The sequence below is a fragment of the Rhodoferax sp. XS2R6 genome, assembly GCF_056521365.1.
The window spans coordinates 307,863-324,210 of record NZ_JBWMAY010000004.1 but is presented as its reverse complement, the minus strand read 5'-3'; the positions used below and the strand labels follow the sequence as shown (position 1 = coordinate 324,210).

At 60.0% G+C, this 16,348-nt stretch carries 17 protein-coding genes; 11 read left to right on the top strand and 6 right to left on the bottom strand.

The genetic code is table 11. The annotated features are described in order from the left end of the window. The first annotated feature begins 20 nt into the window (after nt 1–20). Entirely contained in the window at nt 21–509 is a 489-nt protein-coding gene (locus AC097A_RS15335) for an FxDxF family PEP-CTERM protein (protein ID WP_315493631.1), read from the top strand. An 85-nt stretch (nt 510–594) separates the two neighbouring features. Here AC097A_RS15335 and AC097A_RS15330 read toward each other — a convergent pair whose 3' ends face one another. After that, nucleotides 595–1,227, bottom strand: a complete 633-nt coding sequence (locus AC097A_RS15330; protein ID WP_479621503.1) for a PEPxxWA-CTERM sorting domain-containing protein — start codon at nt 1,225–1,227, stop codon at nt 595–597. Nucleotides 1,228–1,247: 20 nt separating this feature from the next. Beyond that, complete coding sequence (locus AC097A_RS15325; RefSeq protein ID WP_479621502.1) at nt 1,248–1,658, bottom strand: type II secretion system protein; 411 nt, start codon at nt 1,656–1,658, stop codon at nt 1,248–1,250. Between the two features lie 206 nt (nt 1,659–1,864). Between AC097A_RS15325 and rfbB the strand changes: the two genes are divergently transcribed. The 10 genes from rfbB to AC097A_RS15275 all read left to right on the top strand — a co-directional run bounded on the left by rfbB (nt 1,865) and on the right by AC097A_RS15275 (nt 10,843). Next, a complete protein-coding gene (gene rfbB / locus AC097A_RS15320; RefSeq protein WP_479621501.1) occupies nt 1,865–2,944 on the top strand; it encodes a dTDP-glucose 4,6-dehydratase in 1,080 nt (359 codons plus the stop codon). Next, complete coding sequence (gene rfbD / locus AC097A_RS15315; RefSeq protein WP_479621500.1) at nt 2,941–3,846, top strand: dTDP-4-dehydrorhamnose reductase; 906 nt, start codon at nt 2,941–2,943, stop codon at nt 3,844–3,846. Before rfbB ends, rfbD begins: the two co-directional genes overlap by 4 nt. 2 nt (nt 3,847–3,848) lie before the next feature. Continuing rightward, nucleotides 3,849–4,751, top strand: a complete 903-nt coding sequence (gene rfbA, locus AC097A_RS15310) for a glucose-1-phosphate thymidylyltransferase RfbA (RefSeq protein ID WP_315495364.1) — start codon at nt 3,849–3,851, stop codon at nt 4,749–4,751. Beyond that, nucleotides 4,751–5,287 carry a dTDP-4-dehydrorhamnose 3,5-epimerase gene (rfbC, locus tag AC097A_RS15305; protein WP_315473694.1) on the top strand — a complete coding sequence of 179 codons (537 nt, stop codon included), beginning with the start codon at nt 4,751–4,753 and terminating at the stop codon, nt 5,285–5,287. Before rfbA ends, rfbC begins: the two co-directional genes overlap by 1 nt. 132 nt (nt 5,288–5,419) lie before the next feature. After that, on the top strand, nt 5,420–7,150 hold the full coding sequence (gene pilB / locus AC097A_RS15300) for a type IV-A pilus assembly ATPase PilB (RefSeq protein WP_479621499.1): 1,731 nt from the start codon (nt 5,420–5,422) through the stop codon (nt 7,148–7,150). A 20-nt stretch (nt 7,151–7,170) separates the two neighbouring features. Beyond that, a complete protein-coding gene (locus AC097A_RS15295; RefSeq protein ID WP_479621498.1) occupies nt 7,171–8,385 on the top strand; it encodes a type II secretion system F family protein in 1,215 nt (404 codons plus the stop codon). Next, complete coding sequence (locus AC097A_RS15290; RefSeq protein WP_479621497.1) at nt 8,385–9,230, top strand: prepilin peptidase; 846 nt, start codon at nt 8,385–8,387, stop codon at nt 9,228–9,230. The genes AC097A_RS15295 and AC097A_RS15290 overlap by 1 nt, the downstream gene beginning before the upstream one ends. Nucleotides 9,231–9,234: 4 nt before the next feature. Beyond that, nucleotides 9,235–9,843: a dephospho-CoA kinase gene (gene coaE, locus AC097A_RS15285; protein WP_479621496.1), complete on the top strand. Its 609-nt coding sequence runs from the start codon at nt 9,235–9,237 to the stop codon at nt 9,841–9,843. Nucleotides 9,844–9,865: 22 nt separating this feature from the next. After that, a complete protein-coding gene (gene zapD / locus AC097A_RS15280) occupies nt 9,866–10,621 on the top strand; it encodes a cell division protein ZapD (RefSeq protein ID WP_479621495.1) in 756 nt (251 codons plus the stop codon). An 18-nt stretch (nt 10,622–10,639) separates the two neighbouring features. Next, nucleotides 10,640–10,843: a DNA gyrase inhibitor YacG gene (locus AC097A_RS15275; protein ID WP_315473700.1), complete on the top strand. Its 204-nt coding sequence runs from the start codon at nt 10,640–10,642 to the stop codon at nt 10,841–10,843. 28 nt (nt 10,844–10,871) lie between these two features. Here AC097A_RS15275 and AC097A_RS15270 read toward each other — a convergent pair whose 3' ends face one another. The 4 genes from AC097A_RS15270 to secA all read right to left on the bottom strand — a co-directional run bounded on the left by AC097A_RS15270 (nt 10,872) and on the right by secA (nt 16,245). Further along, entirely contained in the window at nt 10,872–11,360 is a 489-nt protein-coding gene (locus AC097A_RS15270; protein WP_479621494.1) for an NUDIX domain-containing protein, read from the bottom strand. Then, complete coding sequence (locus AC097A_RS15265) at nt 11,357–12,184, bottom strand: ATP-binding protein (RefSeq protein ID WP_479621605.1); 828 nt, start codon at nt 12,182–12,184, stop codon at nt 11,357–11,359. Before AC097A_RS15265 ends, AC097A_RS15270 begins: the two co-directional genes overlap by 4 nt. Nucleotides 12,185–12,251: 67 nt before the next feature. After that, nucleotides 12,252–13,481, bottom strand: a complete 1,230-nt coding sequence (gene argJ, locus AC097A_RS15260) for a bifunctional glutamate N-acetyltransferase/amino-acid acetyltransferase ArgJ (RefSeq protein ID WP_479621493.1) — start codon at nt 13,479–13,481, stop codon at nt 12,252–12,254. A 10-nt stretch (nt 13,482–13,491) separates the two neighbouring features. Further along, nucleotides 13,492–16,245: a preprotein translocase subunit SecA gene (secA, locus tag AC097A_RS15255; RefSeq protein WP_479621492.1), complete on the bottom strand. Its 2,754-nt coding sequence runs from the start codon at nt 16,243–16,245 to the stop codon at nt 13,492–13,494. Nucleotides 16,246–16,348: the final 103 nt, after the last annotated feature.

Below are 16,348 nucleotides of genomic sequence, written 5' to 3'. Positions count from 1 at the left end.
AATTTCCAAGGGACCACTATATGAACTACAAAACTGCAATCGCCGCCGCCGTGTTGGCACTGGGCTCCGTGGCAGCAAACGCTGCTATTACCTTCCCCGTTGCGGTGCAGGGCTCGTTTGCCGATGTGCTGTTGGCCGACATTACGCTGGGTGGCGCTTACAACCTGACAGGTTTTGCTACCCATGTGGATAGCTACAACGTGCTGGGCTCCGCCTACCCGCTGCCCAAGATCACCTTCAGCTCGGTGTCCCTGTATGTGGGCAACGTGCTAAGCAGCACGCAGCTCGGCAGCACATTCAACTTTGCCAATCTGGGCGCAGGTTCTTACAGCCTGTACGCGTCTGGCACCGTGTTTCCGGGTGTGGGCACAGGCAATATCGGCTACGCCACTGCCCAGTTGGAAATCACCCCCGTGCCTGAACCCGAAACCTTTGCCATGCTGCTGGCGGGCTTGGGTGTCATGGGCGCCATTGCCCGCCGCCGCAAGGCTGCAGCCGCCGCTGTGTAAACCACCGCGCTGGCAATAAAAAAGGGACTGCATTGCAGTCCCTTTTGCTTTGTGGCTTGGGCTACGCCAAACAGGCGGCCAAACCTCAGGCTTGGTGGCGCCGCCGCACAGTAGCACCTACCAAGCCCAAACCAGCCAAGAGCATGGCCAGCGTGGTGGGCTCGGGTACCGGAGTGATGGTGATGGCAACGTTGTCCACCCCCACGTAGCGAGCGTTGTTGCCACCAACGCCGCTGAACGTGAGCGATTGCAGGCCCGTAAACCCGCTGAACACAGCAGGGCCGTAGCTGCTCATCTGGCCTTGTGTCACGCTGAACGACTGGTTGGCCATGACCACGCTGCCGTTAGCACGCTGGCCCGTGATTTGGATGGACAAGGTCTCGCCTGGCAAAAAGTTGTAAAAGCCGCCAAGGTCAAGGCTGTGCAGGGCGAAGGTGCTCGGGGCTCCGGGTGCCAGCGAAATGGTTTCGGTAAATGCGGAAAGCGCGTAGTACCCCAGGGCCTTTCCGGCGGTGTAGCCGGGGATGTATGTGGCGCCGTTCAGTAGAAAATGGGTATTGCTGGAGTGCTGAAACTGCACGCCGTAGGCCGATGCCGTGCCATTCAGGCCAGCAATGTCGTCAAAGGTCATGGTGACGCTCTGCGCTTGGGCGGCCATGCAGGCAAAGGCCGCCGCAGTAGCCAACAGGCTGCGCTGGAGTTTGTGCTGAAGTGACATGACTTTTCCTGACTCTTTCTTTAAATTCCAGTTAGCGCCACATTGGCAGCGGTTCCGTTGGGGCCATTCAGGGTGCAATTAACCGTGCTTCCGGCGGGTATGGTCAGAGGCAAACCGCCACCAATGGAATAGTTAGTTGGCAAGCCCCCCTGCAGCAGGCTGCCACCGTCAACGCAGTCACCAATGGGCACTCCCTTGCTTGCATCCACCTTGCGGGCCGCCACGTTAATGGCAGAGGCCGAAGAAATGGCGCCAGCCATTGCTTGGGTGGCGGCCAACTGGGCGTCTGACCGCAAATCGACAAACTTGGGAATAGCCACAGCCGACAACACGCCCAAAATCACAATCACCATGACCAGCTCGATGAGGGTGAAGCCGCGCTGAACGTGGGCACGGCGGGAGCCGACAAGGTGCGGAGGGGGCAAAAGCATGAGGAGCGTAACAATTTGTTACGGCCGATGATAGGGGCTTACGGTCGGAACGCAAATAGCCCAACAAGACTAGGCTGCGCCGCTGGGCACCAAACTTGCTGTTACGCCTCGGTAGTCTGATTGGACTAGCGCGTGGCGGCCCCCTCAAAACGGTCACTTTAGAGGGCGATAATCAGCAGCGCTTTTGCGCTTCAGGGACCTTCACAATGACTATTTTGGTAACCGGCGGTGCCGGCTTTATTGGCAGCAACTTCGTCCTGGACTGGCTGGCCCAGTCGAACGAGACCGTGGTCAACCTCGACAAGCTGACCTACGCAGGCAATCTGGAGAACCTGGCCAGCCTGAACGGTGATGCGCGCCACGTGTTTGTGCAGGGCGACTTTGGCGACGCAGCGCTGGTCAACCGCCTGCTGGCAGAGCACCAGCCCCGCGCCATCCTCAATTTTGCCGCCGAGAGCCATGTAGACCGCTCCATCCACGGGCCAGAAGACTTTATCCAGACCAATATCGTGGGCACCTTCCACCTGCTGGAGTGCGTGCGGGCTTACTTTGGTGGCCTGCAGGGGGATGCCAAGGCGTCATTTCGGTTTTTACATGTATCGACCGACGAGGTATATGGCTCCCTGGCCAAAACAGACCCGGCCTTTTCTGAGACCAACAAGTACGAGCCCAACAGCCCCTACAGCGCCAGCAAGGCCGCCAGCGACCACCTGGTGCGCGCCTATCACCACACCTACGGCCTGCCGGTGCTGACCACCAACTGCAGCAACAACTATGGTCCCTTCCACTTCCCCGAGAAGTTGATTCCACTGATGATCGTTAACGCGCAAGCGGGCAAACCCCTGCCGGTGTATGGCGACGGCCAGCAGGTGCGCGACTGGCTGTATGTGAAGGACCACTGCAGCGCCATCCGTCGGGTGCTGGAAGCCGGCACGGTGGGCGAGACCTACAACGTGGGCGGTTGGAACGAAAAGCCGAACCTGGACATCGTGCACACGGTGTGCGCGCTGCTGGACGAGCTGAAGCCGCGTGCGGACGGCAAGCCCTACCAGGAACAAATCACCTACGTGACCGACCGCCCAGGCCACGACCGCCGCTACGCGATCGACGCGCGCAAGATCGAGCAGCAGCTGGGCTGGAAACCGGCCGAGACTTTTGAGACTGGCATCCGCAAAACGGTGCAGTGGTACCTGGACAACCCGGAATGGGTGGGGAATGTGCTGAGCGGTGGCTACCGCGACTGGGTGACACAGCAGTACGGCAACGCCGCCAAGGCTGCGGCATGAAGATCCTGCTGTTGGGCCGCGGTGGCCAGGTGGGCTGGGAGCTGCAGCGCGCGCTGAGTGTGCTGGGCGAGGTGGTGGCGCTGGACTTTGATGCCACACACAACCCGGGCGGCCTATGTGGTGACTTCACCGATCTGGCGGGGCTGGAGCGCAGCGTGTTGCAGGTGCGGCCCGATGTGATCGTGAACGCGGCCGCCCACACGGCGGTGGACAAGGCCGAAAGCGAACCCGAGATTTCACGAACAATTAATGCCCTAGCCCCCGCCACGCTTGCGCAAGCAGCTACCAAAATAGGAGCATGGCTGGTGCACTACAGCACCGACTACGTGTTTGACGGCAGCGGCACCGCGCCCTGGAAAGAGACCGATGCCACCGGCCCCTTGAGCGTGTATGGCCAGACAAAGCTGGAAGGCGAGCAGGCAGTGGCCAGCACCCCAAAGCACCTGATTTTGCGGACCAGCTGGGTGTATGCCGCACGCGGCGGTAACTTTGCCAAAACCATGCTGCGCTTGGCAGGCGAGCGTGAGGCGCTGACGGTGATCAACGACCAGTTCGGCGCGCCCACGTCGGCCGAGCTGCTGGCCGACGTAACCGCCCACGCGCTGCGTCAGCTGCAAAACCAACCAGAGCTGGCCGGGCTGTACCACTGCATTGCCAGTGGGGAGACCACCTGGCATGGCTACGCCCAGTTTGTGCTGGAACACGCTGCAGCACTGGGCATGCCGCTCAAGGCCACGGCAGACAAAGTGGCCCCGACAGCCACTAGTAGCTACCCCACCCCGGCCAAGCGCCCGCTCAATTCGCGGCTGGACACAGGCAAGCTGCAAGCCTCCTTTGGCCTGACGCTGCCGCACTGGCAAGTGGGCGTGGCCCGCATGCTGACCGAAATATCAGGGAAATAACCATGACCAAGACCACAGGCGCCAAGCAGCGCAAGGGCATCATCCTGGCGGGCGGCTCCGGCACCCGGCTCTACCCCGCCACCCAGGCAGTGAGCAAACAGCTGCTGCCCATCTACGACAAGCCCATGATTTACTACCCGCTCAGCGTGCTGCTGCTGGCGGGTATCAAGGAGGTGCTGGTGATCAGCACCCCGCAGGACACACCACGCTTTGAGCAGCTGCTGGGCGATGGCGCGCAGTGGGGCATCCACATCGAATACGCCGTGCAGCCCTCCCCCGATGGCTTGGCCCAGGCGTTTTTGATTGGCGAGTCGTTCCTGGACGGTGCCCCCAGCGCACTGGTGCTGGGTGACAACATTTTTTACGGCCACGACTTTGCGGGCCTGCTGGAAAGCGCCACCCAACAAACCACCGGCGCCACGGTATTTGCCTACGCCGTGAATGACCCCGAGCGCTACGGTGTGGTGGAGTTCAACGCCGAGGGCCGGGCCATCAGCCTGGAAGAGAAACCCAAAGCACCCAAGTCGCGTTATGCCGTCACCGGCCTGTATTTTTACGACGACCAGGTGGTGGAGTTGGCCAAACAGGTCAAACCATCGGCCCGCGGCGAGCTGGAGATCACCGACCTGAACCGCCTGTACCTGGAGCGCGGCCAGTTGGACGTGCAAACCATGGGCCGCGGCTATGCCTGGCTGGACACCGGCACCCACGAGTCCATGCTGGAGGCAAGCCAGTTCATTTACACCATCGAAAACCGCCAAGGCCTGAAGGTGGCGGCCCCGGAAGAAATTGCGTGGCGCAGTGGCTGGATTGACGATGCCCAGTTGCAAAAACTGGCGCAGCCGCTGGCCAAATCGGGCTACGGGCAGTACCTGCTGCGCCTGCTCAAGGACAAGGTGTACTGATGAAAGCCACACCCACCGCCATTGCCGACGTGCTGCTGATCGAACCCAAGGTGTTTGGGGACGAACGCGGTTTTTTCTTTGAGAGTTTTAACGAACGCGCATTCCGCGAAGCCACGGGCGTGACCCTGCCTTTTGTGCAGGACAACCACTCCAAATCGGCCCGCGGCGTTCTGCGCGGGCTGCATTACCAAACCCAGCAAGCCCAGGGCAAGCTGGTGCGTGTGGTGGCGGGCGAGGTGTTCGATGTGGCGGTGGACATCCGCCGCGACTCGCCCACCTATGGCCAGTGGGTGGGAGAAATTCTGTCGGGCGACAACAAACGTCAGTTGTGGGTGCCGCCTGGGCTCGCGCATGGTTTTGTGGTGTTGTCCGAGTCCGCCGAGTTTTTGTACAAAACGACCGACTACTATGCCCCGGCGTACGAGCGCTGCATTGCCTGGAACGACCCAACTTTGGCCATTGATTGGCCCGCCATGGGTGTGCCCCCCCAGCTGTCGGCCAAGGATGCCGCAGGCATTGCCTTCGGGGACGCCTGAGCCCGCCATAGACGGCCTCGCCCCGCTCTGGGGGCCGGGGTGGGGAATATGCGACGCACAAAGGGGGAAATTTGCGCTCCAAGCCCCCCGCAACTGCACCAATGCGCCTTGCTTCGTATATCCTAGTTGGCTATGGCTGTAGCTGACTCTGTTAACCGCGACACCACCACGGTGGCCCTGCCTGGTATTGGACGTGCCCTGGTGGCGGCTGGCAAGCTGCCGCAAAAGGCCGCGGAAGACCTGTACCGCAAAGCCATGGGTGGCAAAACCAGCTTCATGGCGGAACTGGTGGGTTCGGGTGCGGTGTCCTCGGCCGACCTGGCGCACACCCTGTCGGCCGCCTTTGCAGCACCCCTGGTAGACCTGGACGCTGTAGACCCCCAGCGCCTGCCCAAGGGGCTGCTGGACCCCAAGATTTGTACTGATTTCCGCGTGCTGGTGCTCAGCAAACGGGGCAACCGCCTGATCATTGCCACGGCCGATCCGTCGGACCAGGCAGCTGCCGAGCGCATCAAGTTCTCCACACAGATGGGCTTTGACTGGGTCATTGCCGAATTTGACAAGCTCTCCAAGCTGGTAGATGCCAACACGACCACCGCCACCGAGGCGATGGAGGACATCATTGGTGGCGACTTCGAGTTTGACGAGAGCGCCACCGAAATTACCACCGAAACCGCGGCAACCACTGCCGAGGTAGAAGACGCGCCCGTAGTGCGATTTTTGCACAAAATGCTGATGGATGCCTTCAGCATGCGGGCGTCTGACTTGCACTTTGAGCCTTACGAGCACACCTACCGCGTGCGCTTTCGCATTGACGGCGAGTTGCGTGAGATTGCCAGCCCGCCCATCGCCATCAAGGACAAGCTGGCTTCGCGGATCAAGGTGATCTCGCGCATGGATATTTCCGAGAAGCGGGTGCCGCAGGATGGGCGGATGAAGCTCAAGGTGGGCGCCGACCGCGTGATCGACTTCCGCGTGAGCACCCTGCCCACCCTGTTTGGCGAAAAAATCGTGATCCGGATTTTGGACCCGAGCAGCGCCAAACTGGGCATTGACGCCCTGGGTTACGAAATCGAAGAGAAAGAGCGTCTGCTGAAGGCGATTGGTCGGCCCTACGGCATGATTCTGGTGACGGGCCCCACGGGCTCTGGTAAGACCGTGTCGCTATACACCTGTCTGAACATGCTGAACCAACCCGGGGTGAACATCGCCACGGCAGAAGACCCCTCTGAAATCAACTTGCCGGGTGTAAACCAGGTGAATGTGAATGAAAAGGCGGGGCTGACCTTTGCGGCCGCACTGAAGTCCTTTCTGCGCCAGGATCCAGACATCATCATGGTCGGCGAAATTCGCGATCTGGAGACTGCGGATATCTCTATCAAGGCAGCGCAGACCGGCCACTTGGTGCTGTCTACCCTGCACACGAACGATGCACCGACCACATTGACGCGTATGCGCAATATGGGCATTCAGCCATTCAATATTGCCTCCAGTGTGATCCTGATCACGGCGCAGCGCCTGGCACGCCGACTGTGCCTGAACTGTAAGCAGCCGACCGAAGTGCCGAAGGCCGCGCTACTCGATGCGGGCTTCAAAGAGGCAGAGTTGGATGGCAGCTGGAAGCCATACCGTGCAGTTGGATGTTCGATGTGTAACAACGGTTACAAAGGGCGTGTTGGTATTTACCAAGTGATGCCCATCAGCGATGAAATTCAGCGCATCATCCTGCGTGATGGCAGTGCGATGGATATTGCAGCGCAATCCGAGGCCGAAGGTGTGCGTTCTTTGCGCAAGGCTGGTCTGCACAAAGTGAAACTCGGGCTGACTTCGTTGGAAGAAGTGCTGGCCGTCACCAACGAATAAAAGGCAATCCAGGGAACCCTATGGCAACAGCAAAGTCTGCAAACAAAGACGCAGTATTCGAATGGGAAGGCAAGGACCGCAACGGCAAACAGGTGCGGGGTGAAATTCGCGCTGTGGGCGAAAACCAGGTCAAGTCTTCTCTGCGCCGCCAAGGGGTCACACCCACCAAGATCAAAAAGCGCCGCATGCGCTCGGGCAAGAGTATCAAGCCCAAAGACATGGCGATCTTTACCCGCCAGCTGGCCACCATGATGAAAGCCGGTGTGCCACTGTTGCAGGCCTTTGACATTGTGGGCCGCGGCAACCCCAACCCCAGCGTGACCAAGCTGCTCAACGACATCCGCCAGGATGTGGAGACCGGCACCTCGCTGAGCACCGCATTCCGTAAATACCCGCTGTACTTTGACAACCTGTATTGCAACCTGGTGGAAGCCGGTGAATCGGCCGGTATTCTGGACCAGCTGCTGGACCGACTGGCGGTCTATATGGAAAAGACCGAAGCTATCAAGTCCAAAATCAAGGCCGCGCTGATGTACCCCATTGCCGTGTTGGTGACGGCTTTTGTGGTGGTGTCGGTAATCATGATTTTTGTGATTCCATCATTCAAACAGGTGTTTTCCTCCTTTGGTGGCGAGTTGCCAGCTCCTACATTAATGGTGATCGCCTTGAGCGAAATTTTTATTGACTACTGGTGGCTGATTTTTGGCGGTATCGGCGGTGGTTTGTATTTCTTCATGCAGGCTTGGAGGCGCAATGAAAAGGTGCAGGCCTTTATGGACCGCGTCATGCTCAAGCTGCCGATCTTCGGTGTGATGGTGGAGAAGAGTTGTGTGGCCCGCTGGACCCGCACACTCTCCACCATGTTTGCGGCCGGCGTGCCATTGGTGGAAGCGTTGGACTCCGTAGGAGGCGCTTCTGGCAACATCGTGTACCAACTGGCAACCCAAAAAATTCAGCAAGAAGTCTCCACAGGCACCGCGCTGACAGCCGCCATGACCAATGTCAATCTGTTTCCCAGCATGGTGCTGCAGATGTGTGCCATTGGTGAAGAATCCGGCTCGATTGACCACATGCTGGGCAAAGCGGCCGACTTCTTTGAAGCCGAGGTGGACGACATGGTGGCCGGCATTTCCAGCCTAATGGAGCCCATCATCATCGTGGTGCTGGGTACCATCATCGGAGGCATTGTGGTGTCCATGTACCTGCCCATCTTCAAGCTGGGACAAGTGGTTTGATGCTGACGGGTATGCAATGGCTGGACGTCAGCCTGATCGGTGTGCTGGGTCTGTTGATCGGCAGCTTTTTGAATGTGGTGGTGCACCGCTTGCCCAAGATGATGGAGCAGCAGTGGGCGGCGGAATGTGCCGAGTTGTCTGGCCAGGAGGCTGCTCCCAGCGAGCCCTTTAACCTGATGGTGCCGCGATCGCGTTGCCCCCATTGCGGCCACCAAATCCGCTGGTTTGAAAATATACCGGTGGTGAGTTACGCAGCACTGGGCGGCAAATGCGCCGGCTGTAAAGCCCCTATCAGCCTACGTTACCCCGTTGTAGAACTGGCAACTGGTGCCTTGTTTTTTTGGTGTGCATGGCAATGGGGCGTATCTGCCACCGCGCTCGTCTGGTGCGCATTTTCGGCCTTGCTGCTAGGTATGGCCCTGATCGACTGGGACACCACTTTGTTGCCCGACGACATGACTTTGCCGTTGATGTGGCTGGGTCTGGTGGCTGCGGCGATGCAGTGGACATCCGTTCCGTTGGTGGTGGCTTTTTGGGGTGCCGTCGCTGGTTATCTGTCGCTCTGGTCCATTTACTGGGTGTTCAAGTTGGTCACCGGTAAAGAAGGCATGGGTTATGGCGATTTCAAACTGTTTGCCGCGCTGGGGGCCTGGTTTGGCTGGCCCCTGTTGATTCCCATCATCCTGATTGCATCTGTGATTGGTGCGGTGGTGGGCATTGCCATGAAGTTCACCAGCGGTCTGCGCGAAGGCGGTTACGTGCCGTTTGGCCCCTTTCTGGCAGGCGCAGGTTTTGCGGCCATGCTTTTGGGCCATCACACGCTGCGCCAACTGGTCGGTATCTAAGTCCATGGCCGCTGCCTTGCGTTTGGGTCTGACGGGTGGCATCGGCAGTGGAAAAAGCACCGTGGCATCCCAATGGGTGAGGTTGGGCGCCCGCTTGATTGACGCCGACGTTTTGGCCCGTGCGACCACCGCCCCAGGCGGCGCTGCCATCCCCAAAATACGCGAGGTGTTTGGGCCTGCGCTGCTAAGCGCAGAAGGCGCACTCGACCGGGAAAAAATGCGCCAGCTGGCCTTCACCGATGCCACTGCGCGTGCGCGACTGGAGGCCATCGTGCACCCTTTGGTGGGCGCCGCCATTGCGCAAGCAGCCCAGCAGGCCACTGCCAACGGGGCGACACATATCGTGTTCGATATTCCTCTGTTGGTAGAGTCAGCCCATTGGCGGCGCAACTTGCAGCAAGTGATGGTGGTGGACTGCACGACGGACACACAAATCCAGCGAGTGATGCAGCGCAATGGCCTGTCGCGTGCCGAGGTAGAAAACATCATGGCAGCGCAAACCAGCCGGGCACAGCGACTGCGCGCCGCCGATGTGGTGCTATTCAACGACGGGATAAGTCTGGATGAACTGGCCCTGCAAGTGCAGCAAATTGCGAAGCAGTTCGGGCTATGATTCGGCGACCGGAAAATACAGCGTGATCCTCTACGAATACCCCTTTAACGAACGCATTCGCACCTACTTGCGGCTCGAACATCTGTTTCTGCGCCTCGCAGAATTGATGTCGCGTTCGGAGCCTCTGGACCACCACTTCGCGTTGGCCACCATTTTTGAGGTGATGGACGTCGGGGCCCGCGCTGACCTGAAATCGGACGTCCTCAAGGACTTGGACAAACAAAAACAAATCCTCAACGGCTACCGCGGCAACCCGGCCATTGCCGAAGCCGTGTTAGACAAGGTGATTGCCCAGTTGGACCACTGCTTCACATCTCTGAATGGCCTGACCGGAAAGGCCGGCCAGGCACTGACCGAAAACGACTGGCTCATGAGCATCCGCAGCCGGGTCGGTATTCCCGGTGGCACTTGTGAATTTGACCTACCGGCCTACTACGCCTGGCAGCACCGCAGCGTAGAGGCCCGCCAGCAAGACCTGCAACGCTGGGCCTCCACCCTCGCCCCCTTGGCTGAGTCCATCCACCTGCTGCTCAAGATGCTGCGCGACTCGGGTGCGCCGCAAAAAGTTGTCGCCGTGGGCGGGCAATTCCAACAAAACCTGCCCCAAGGCAGAACCTTCCAACTGCTGCGCCTGTCCCTGGACCCAGCACAGGAAGTGATCCCCGAGATTAGCGGCAACCGCCTGATGGTGTCTATCCGCCTGATGCGCCACGCCGACGATGACCGCCTGCACGCCAGCGGCGAAGACCGGGCTTTTGAGCTGACCCTGTGCTCCTAAGCGGGGAACTGATTGACCATGGCTGAGCCTACTTTCCAGAAGATCGTCGTCTGCCCGCAATGCGGAGGAGACAGCGTGTACGCGCCCAGCAATGCCTACCGGCCATTTTGCGGCGAGCGTTGCAAGAATCTGGATTTGGGTGCATGGGCCAGCGAATCGTTTCGCGTTCCGACCGAAGCGCCCCCTGACGACCAGGTATTTGGCGACGCCAAACTGCAGTGAAATTTAAGCCAAATAGGCCTCTAGCCCGCTAGGAGCCTGCGCTAGCAGCTACCAAATGTGTAGCACCCAAGTGTGCTCGCTCTGCGGCAAACCAGTCCAGCACGGGCACGGTGCCCGGCAATACGGGCTGAACCTGCACCGGAAGCTGCTCCCAAGAACAGCTTTGCGCCTCGCGCATTTGCAGCTCACCCGACCAGTCAAACACCTTACAGAAGTGCAAGCGCACCAAGGCATGGGGGTAGTCGACCAACTCCACCTTCCAGGGCGTTGCAGCTCCAATAGTGATGCCAATCTCCTCGTGCAGCTCACGCCGCAGGGCCTGTTCGACCGTCTCGCCGGCTTCCAGCTTGCCGCCGGGAAACTCCCAGTAGCCCGCGTACGCTTTGCCCTCGGGCCGCGATGTCAGCAGAAAAGCCCCATCACCACGCACTAAAACACCCACAGCCACCTCGACGGCTTTGCGGTCCGAGCCACCATCGCGTAGCACGCCAGGGTCGGCTACCAGAGGCTTGCTCATACCGGGTCACGCCCCGCAAAGTCTTTGGCAAACTGGTAGGCCACACGCCCGCTGCGCGATCCACGCTCCAGCGCCCACAGCAGTGCCTCTGCCCGGGCAGCCGCAATGCGCTCGGGTGCAATGCCCAGGGCGCTGAGCCACTGGGCCACGATGGCGAGGTATTCGTCCTGGTTGAACGGGTAAAAGCTCACCCACAGACCAAAACGCTCGGACAGCGAAATCTTCTCTTCCACGCCCTCACCTGGGTGCACTTCACCGTCCTCGGTGTGTTTGTAAGTCAGGTTCTCGGACATGTACTCCGGCAGCAGGTGGCGGCGGTTGCTCGTCGCGTAGATCAGCACATTGGGCGTGGCCGCTGCCACCGAGCCATCGAGCACCGACTTCAAAGCCTTGTAGCCTGCTTCGCCTTCGTCAAAGCTCAGGTCGTCGCAAAACACAATGAACTTCTCGGGCCGCTGGGCCACCAGATCCACGATGTCGGTCAGGTCCACCAGGTCCGCCTTGTCGACCTCGATAAGCCGCAACCCTTGCGCCGCATAGGTGTGCAGGCAGGCACGGATCAGGGAGGACTTGCCCGTGCCGCGTGCACCGGTCAGCAACACGTTGTTGGCTGTGGCGCCGCGCACAAACTGGGCGGTGTTGCGCTGGATCTTTTCTTTCTGGTCGTCGATCTCTTTCAGATCGTCCAGAGACATCGCACCCACATGTTGCACCGGTGTGATCACACCCTGGCCGGAACGGCGACGGCGATAGCGGAAGGCGATGGACGCGTTCCAGTCCGGTTGCTCCACGCCATGCGGCAAGGAGGCTTCCACCCGGGCCATGAACAGTTCGGCACGCGCCAGAAAACTGGCCAACTCTTTGGTCAGGGTGTCGGTCATGGGAGGTCGCTCAGGAGCGGTAGTCGGCGTTGATGGTGACGTAGTCGTGGCTGAAGTCGCAGGTCCACACCGTCTCGGTGGCGGCACCACGGCCCAGGCCCACGCGCACGGTGATTTCGCTTTGCTTCATCACGCGCTGGCCGTCTTCCTCGCGGTAGCTGGGGTTCCGCCCGCCGCGGGTAGCCACATGCACATCGTCCAGATGGAGCTCAATGCCGGTCTGGTCCAGATCGTCAATACCGGCGTAACCCACCGCCGCCAGAATGCGGCCCAGGTTGGGGTCACTGGCGTAAAACGCGGTCTTGACCAAAGGCGAATGCGCAATCGCGTAGGCCACCTTGCGGCATTCCTCGCCAGTGCGCCCACCTTCCACCTGCACGGTAATGAACTTGGTGGCGCCTTCACCATCACGTACGATGGCCTGGGCCAACTGGCGTGCCACGCCGAGCATGGCGGCTTGGAGCGCCTGGCCATCAGCCGACTGCAGGGAGGTAATTTCGGCGTTGCCAGCCTTGTTGCTGGCAATCACCACCAAAGAGTCGTTGGTCGAGGTATCGCCATCCACCGTCACGCGGTTGAAAGAGCCTTCTGCCAGCGCCAAAGAGAGTTCGTGCATCACCGCTTGGCTCACACACGCGTCGGTGGCAACGAAGCCCAGCATGGTGGCCATGTTGGGGCGGATCATGCCCGCGCCCTTGCTGATGCCGCTGATGCTGATTGGCTTGCCACCCAGGGTGACCTGGGCACCGTACGCCTTGGGCTGGGTGTCGGTGGTCATGATGCCCTCCGCAGCCTTGAGCCAGTTGTCCAGACGCGCATCGGCAATCGCGGCATCCAGCCCGGCTTCGATGCGGTCAATGGGCAGCGGCTCCATGATCACACCGGTGGAGAACGGCAACACCTGCTGCGCGTCAATGCCCAGCTTGCCGGCCAAGGCCACGCATGTGCTTTGCGCACGCGCCAAGCCATCGGCTCCGGTGCCAGCATTGGCATTGCCCGTGTTGATCAGCAAGGCACGCATGGACTGGCCAGACGCCAAATGTTCACGGCACAGCTGCACGGGGGCGGCACAAAAACGGTTGGAGGTGAATACACCTGACACGCTGGCACCAGCGTCCAGCAGCACCACGGTCAGGTCTTTGCGGCCGACCTTGCGTACACCCGCTTCGGTAACGCCAATGCGTACCCCGGCGATGGGAAACAAAGTAGCCACATCGGGCAGGGGAAGGTTCACAGGCATGGGTGGGCTCTCAGGTCAGTTGGCCGTGGCAGTGTTTGTATTTCTTGCCGCTGCCGCAGGGGCAGGCATCGTTGCGGCCCACACGGGGCACGTCGTTGACACTGGGCTTCACGGTGGTGTTGTCTACCGTGGTTTCCACCTCGCCGGTTTCGGTGGGGGCACTGTAGGTCACGTTGGCAATACTCTCGCCACGGGCTTCCATCGCGTCCGCCGCCTGTTCCAGTTGTTCGTTGGACTGGATCTTGACCGTCATCAGCACTTTGGTGACGTCGTTCTTGACCGAATCCAGCAACTGGCCAAACAACTCAAACGCCTCGCGCTTGTACTCTTGCTTGGGCTGCTTCTGGGCATAGCCGCGCAGATGAATGCCTTGGCGCAGGTAGTCCAGTGCGCTCAGGTGGTCACGCCAATGGCTGTCGATGCTTTGCAGCAGCACCATGCGCTCAAACTGGGTGAAGTTCTCAGCCCCGACCAAATCGACTTTGGCTTGGAACGCTGCGTTGGCTGCGGTTACCACGGTGGATACGACTTCCTCGTCGGTGATGGAGCTTGCGTCGGACACCTGCTTTTGCAGCTCCAGGCTGATCTGCCAATCGTCTGTCAGTGCTTTTTGCAGCGTGGGTACATCCCACTGCTCTTCCACGGACTCGGCAGGCACGTACTGGCGCACCAGGTCTTCAAACGCACCTTCACGCAGCGAGGCAATTTGGGCACTCAGGTCCTGCGCATCCAGGATGGCATTGCGCTGCTGGTAAATCACCTTGCGCTGGTCGTTGGACACATCGTCGTACTCCAGCAATTGCTTGCGCATGTCAAAATTGCGCGCCTCCACCTTGCGCTGCGCACTCTCGATGCTGCGGGTCACGATGCCGGCTTCAATCGCTTCGCCATCGGGCATCTTCAGGCGGTCCATGATGGACTTCACACGGTCACCCGCGAAGATGCGCATCAGCGAATCGTCCAGACTCAAGTAGAAACGCGAGGAGCCGGGGTCGCCCTGGCGGCCGGAACGGCCACGCAGCTGGTTGTCGATACGGCGCGACTCGTGGCGCTCGGTAGCGATGATGCGCAAACCGCCCAGGGCCTTGATGGCTTCGTGGTCTTGCGTCCACTGTGCACGCACAGCCTTGATTTTTTTTTCCTTGGTGGCGGCATCCAATGACTCGTCGGACTCGACCTCTTGCAAGGCTTTCTCGATGTTGCCACCCAGCACAATGTCGGTCCCTCGACCGGCCATGTTGGTGGCAATGGTGATCATCTTGGCACGGCCGGCCTGGGCCACGATATCTGCTTCGCGCGCATGCTGCTTGGCATTGAGCACTTGGTGTGGCAGCTTTTCTTTCTCCAGCAGCTGGGCAATGATCTCGGAGTTTTCAATCGAGGTGGTGCCCACCAGCACGGGCTGGCCACGCTCGTAGCATTCGCGAATGTCTTTGATCGCCGCTTCGTACTTTTCACGCGTGGTTTTGTACACGCGGTCCAGTTGGTCATCACGGCGGCTGATGCGGTTGGGCGGAATCACCACGGTCTCCAAGCCGTAGATTTCCTGGAACTCATAGGCTTCGGTGTCGGCCGTTCCGGTCATACCAGCCAGCTTGCCATACAAGCGGAAGTAGTTCTGGAACGTGATGGAAGCCAGCGTCTGGTTCTCTGCCTGGATTTGCACGCCTTCCTTGGCCTCCACGGCTTGGTGCAGGCCATCGCTCCAGCGGCGACCGGTCATCAAGCGACCGGTGAATTCGTCCACGATGACGATCTCACCCTGCTGCACTACGTAGTGCTGGTCACGGTGGTACAGGTGGTTGGCCCGCAACGCAGCGTACAGGTGGTGCATTAGCGTGATGTTGGCCGGGTCGTACAGCGATGAGCCCGCGGGAATCAGGCCCAGCTCAGCAAAGATCTGTTCGGCCGATTCGTGGCCCTGTTCGGTCAAAAAGACCTGGTGGCTTTTCTCGTCGAGCGTGAAGTCGCCGGGCTTGGTCACACCTTCACCCGTGCGGGGGTCGGCCTCGCCCTCTTGCTTCACCAGCTTGGGGATGGCCTTGTTAATGGCGATGTACAGGTCGGTGTGGTCTTCGGCCTGGCCACTGATGATCAGAGGCGTGCGCGCTTCGTCGATCAAGATGGAGTCCACCTCGTCCACGATGGCGTAGTTCAGGCCGCGCTGCACACGGTCGGCTACTTCGTAGACCATGTTGTCGCGCAGATAGTCAAACCCAAATTCGTTGTTGGTGCCGTAGGTGATGTCGGCACGGTAGGCCGCCTGCTTCTCTTCGCGCGGCACTTGGGGCATGTTGATACCCACCTTCAAGCCCAAGAAGTTGTACAGACGCCCCATCCATTTGGCGTCGCGGCTGGCCAGGTAGTCGTTCACCGTGACCACGTGCACACCCTTGTTGCTCAAGGCATTGAGGTATACCGGCAGCGTGGCGGTCAAGGTCTTGCCTTCCCCTGTGCGCATTTCCGAAATCTTGCCGTTGTGCAGCGACATGCCACCCAACAGCTGCACATCGAAGTGACGCATCTTCATGACACGTTTGGAGCCTTCACGCACCACAGCAAAGGCTTCGGGCAGGACGGAGTCCAGCGTTTCACCCTTGGCGATACGGTCCTTGAACTCTTGCGTCTTCGCGCGCAGACCATCGTCGGTCAGCTGCTCGAACTGCGGCTCCAGCGCGTTGATGCGTGCAACGACGGTGCGGTATTGCTTGAGCAAGCGGTCATTGCGACTGCCGAAGATTTTGGTAAGGATATTGATGGCCATACATGCAAGACTGGCCTGCCCCCACCATGGGTAACAGATCAGCGCAGTCCTTTTTCTCGTCTGGGTGAAATGGGGGCATTCAGATGAAAGACAAGCGCCAAGG

Excerpts from the sequence above, each read along its gene's own strand:
- rfbC (WP_315473694.1), top strand. The coding sequence starts at position 4,751 with ATGAAAGCCACACCCACCGCCATTGCCGACGTGCTGCTGATCGAACCC.
- AC097A_RS15270 (WP_479621494.1), bottom strand. The coding sequence starts at position 11,360 with ATGAGCAAGCCTCTGGTAGCCGACCCTGGCGTGCTACGCGATGGTGGC.
- pilB (WP_479621499.1), top strand. The coding sequence starts at position 5,420 with ATGGCTGTAGCTGACTCTGTTAACCGCGACACCACCACGGTGGCCCTG.
- AC097A_RS15335 (WP_315493631.1), top strand. The coding sequence starts at position 21 with ATGAACTACAAAACTGCAATCGCCGCCGCCGTGTTGGCACTGGGCTCC.
- AC097A_RS15275 (WP_315473700.1), top strand. The coding sequence starts at position 10,640 with ATGGCTGAGCCTACTTTCCAGAAGATCGTCGTCTGCCCGCAATGCGGA.
- rfbA (WP_315495364.1), top strand. The coding sequence starts at position 3,849 with ATGACCAAGACCACAGGCGCCAAGCAGCGCAAGGGCATCATCCTGGCG.
- coaE (WP_479621496.1), top strand. The coding sequence starts at position 9,235 with ATGGCCGCTGCCTTGCGTTTGGGTCTGACGGGTGGCATCGGCAGTGGA.
- AC097A_RS15290 (WP_479621497.1), top strand. The coding sequence starts at position 8,385 with ATGCTGACGGGTATGCAATGGCTGGACGTCAGCCTGATCGGTGTGCTG.
- secA (WP_479621492.1), bottom strand. The coding sequence starts at position 16,245 with ATGGCCATCAATATCCTTACCAAAATCTTCGGCAGTCGCAATGACCGC.
- rfbD (WP_479621500.1), top strand. The coding sequence starts at position 2,941 with ATGAAGATCCTGCTGTTGGGCCGCGGTGGCCAGGTGGGCTGGGAGCTG.
- AC097A_RS15265 (WP_479621605.1), bottom strand. The coding sequence starts at position 12,184 with ATGGCCCGGGTGGAAGCCTCCTTGCCGCATGGCGTGGAGCAACCGGAC.
- AC097A_RS15325 (WP_479621502.1), bottom strand. The coding sequence starts at position 1,658 with ATGCTTTTGCCCCCTCCGCACCTTGTCGGCTCCCGCCGTGCCCACGTT.
- AC097A_RS15330 (WP_479621503.1), bottom strand. The coding sequence starts at position 1,227 with ATGTCACTTCAGCACAAACTCCAGCGCAGCCTGTTGGCTACTGCGGCG.
- argJ (WP_479621493.1), bottom strand. The coding sequence starts at position 13,481 with ATGCCTGTGAACCTTCCCCTGCCCGATGTGGCTACTTTGTTTCCCATC.
- AC097A_RS15295 (WP_479621498.1), top strand. The coding sequence starts at position 7,171 with ATGGCAACAGCAAAGTCTGCAAACAAAGACGCAGTATTCGAATGGGAA.
- rfbB (WP_479621501.1), top strand. The coding sequence starts at position 1,865 with ATGACTATTTTGGTAACCGGCGGTGCCGGCTTTATTGGCAGCAACTTC.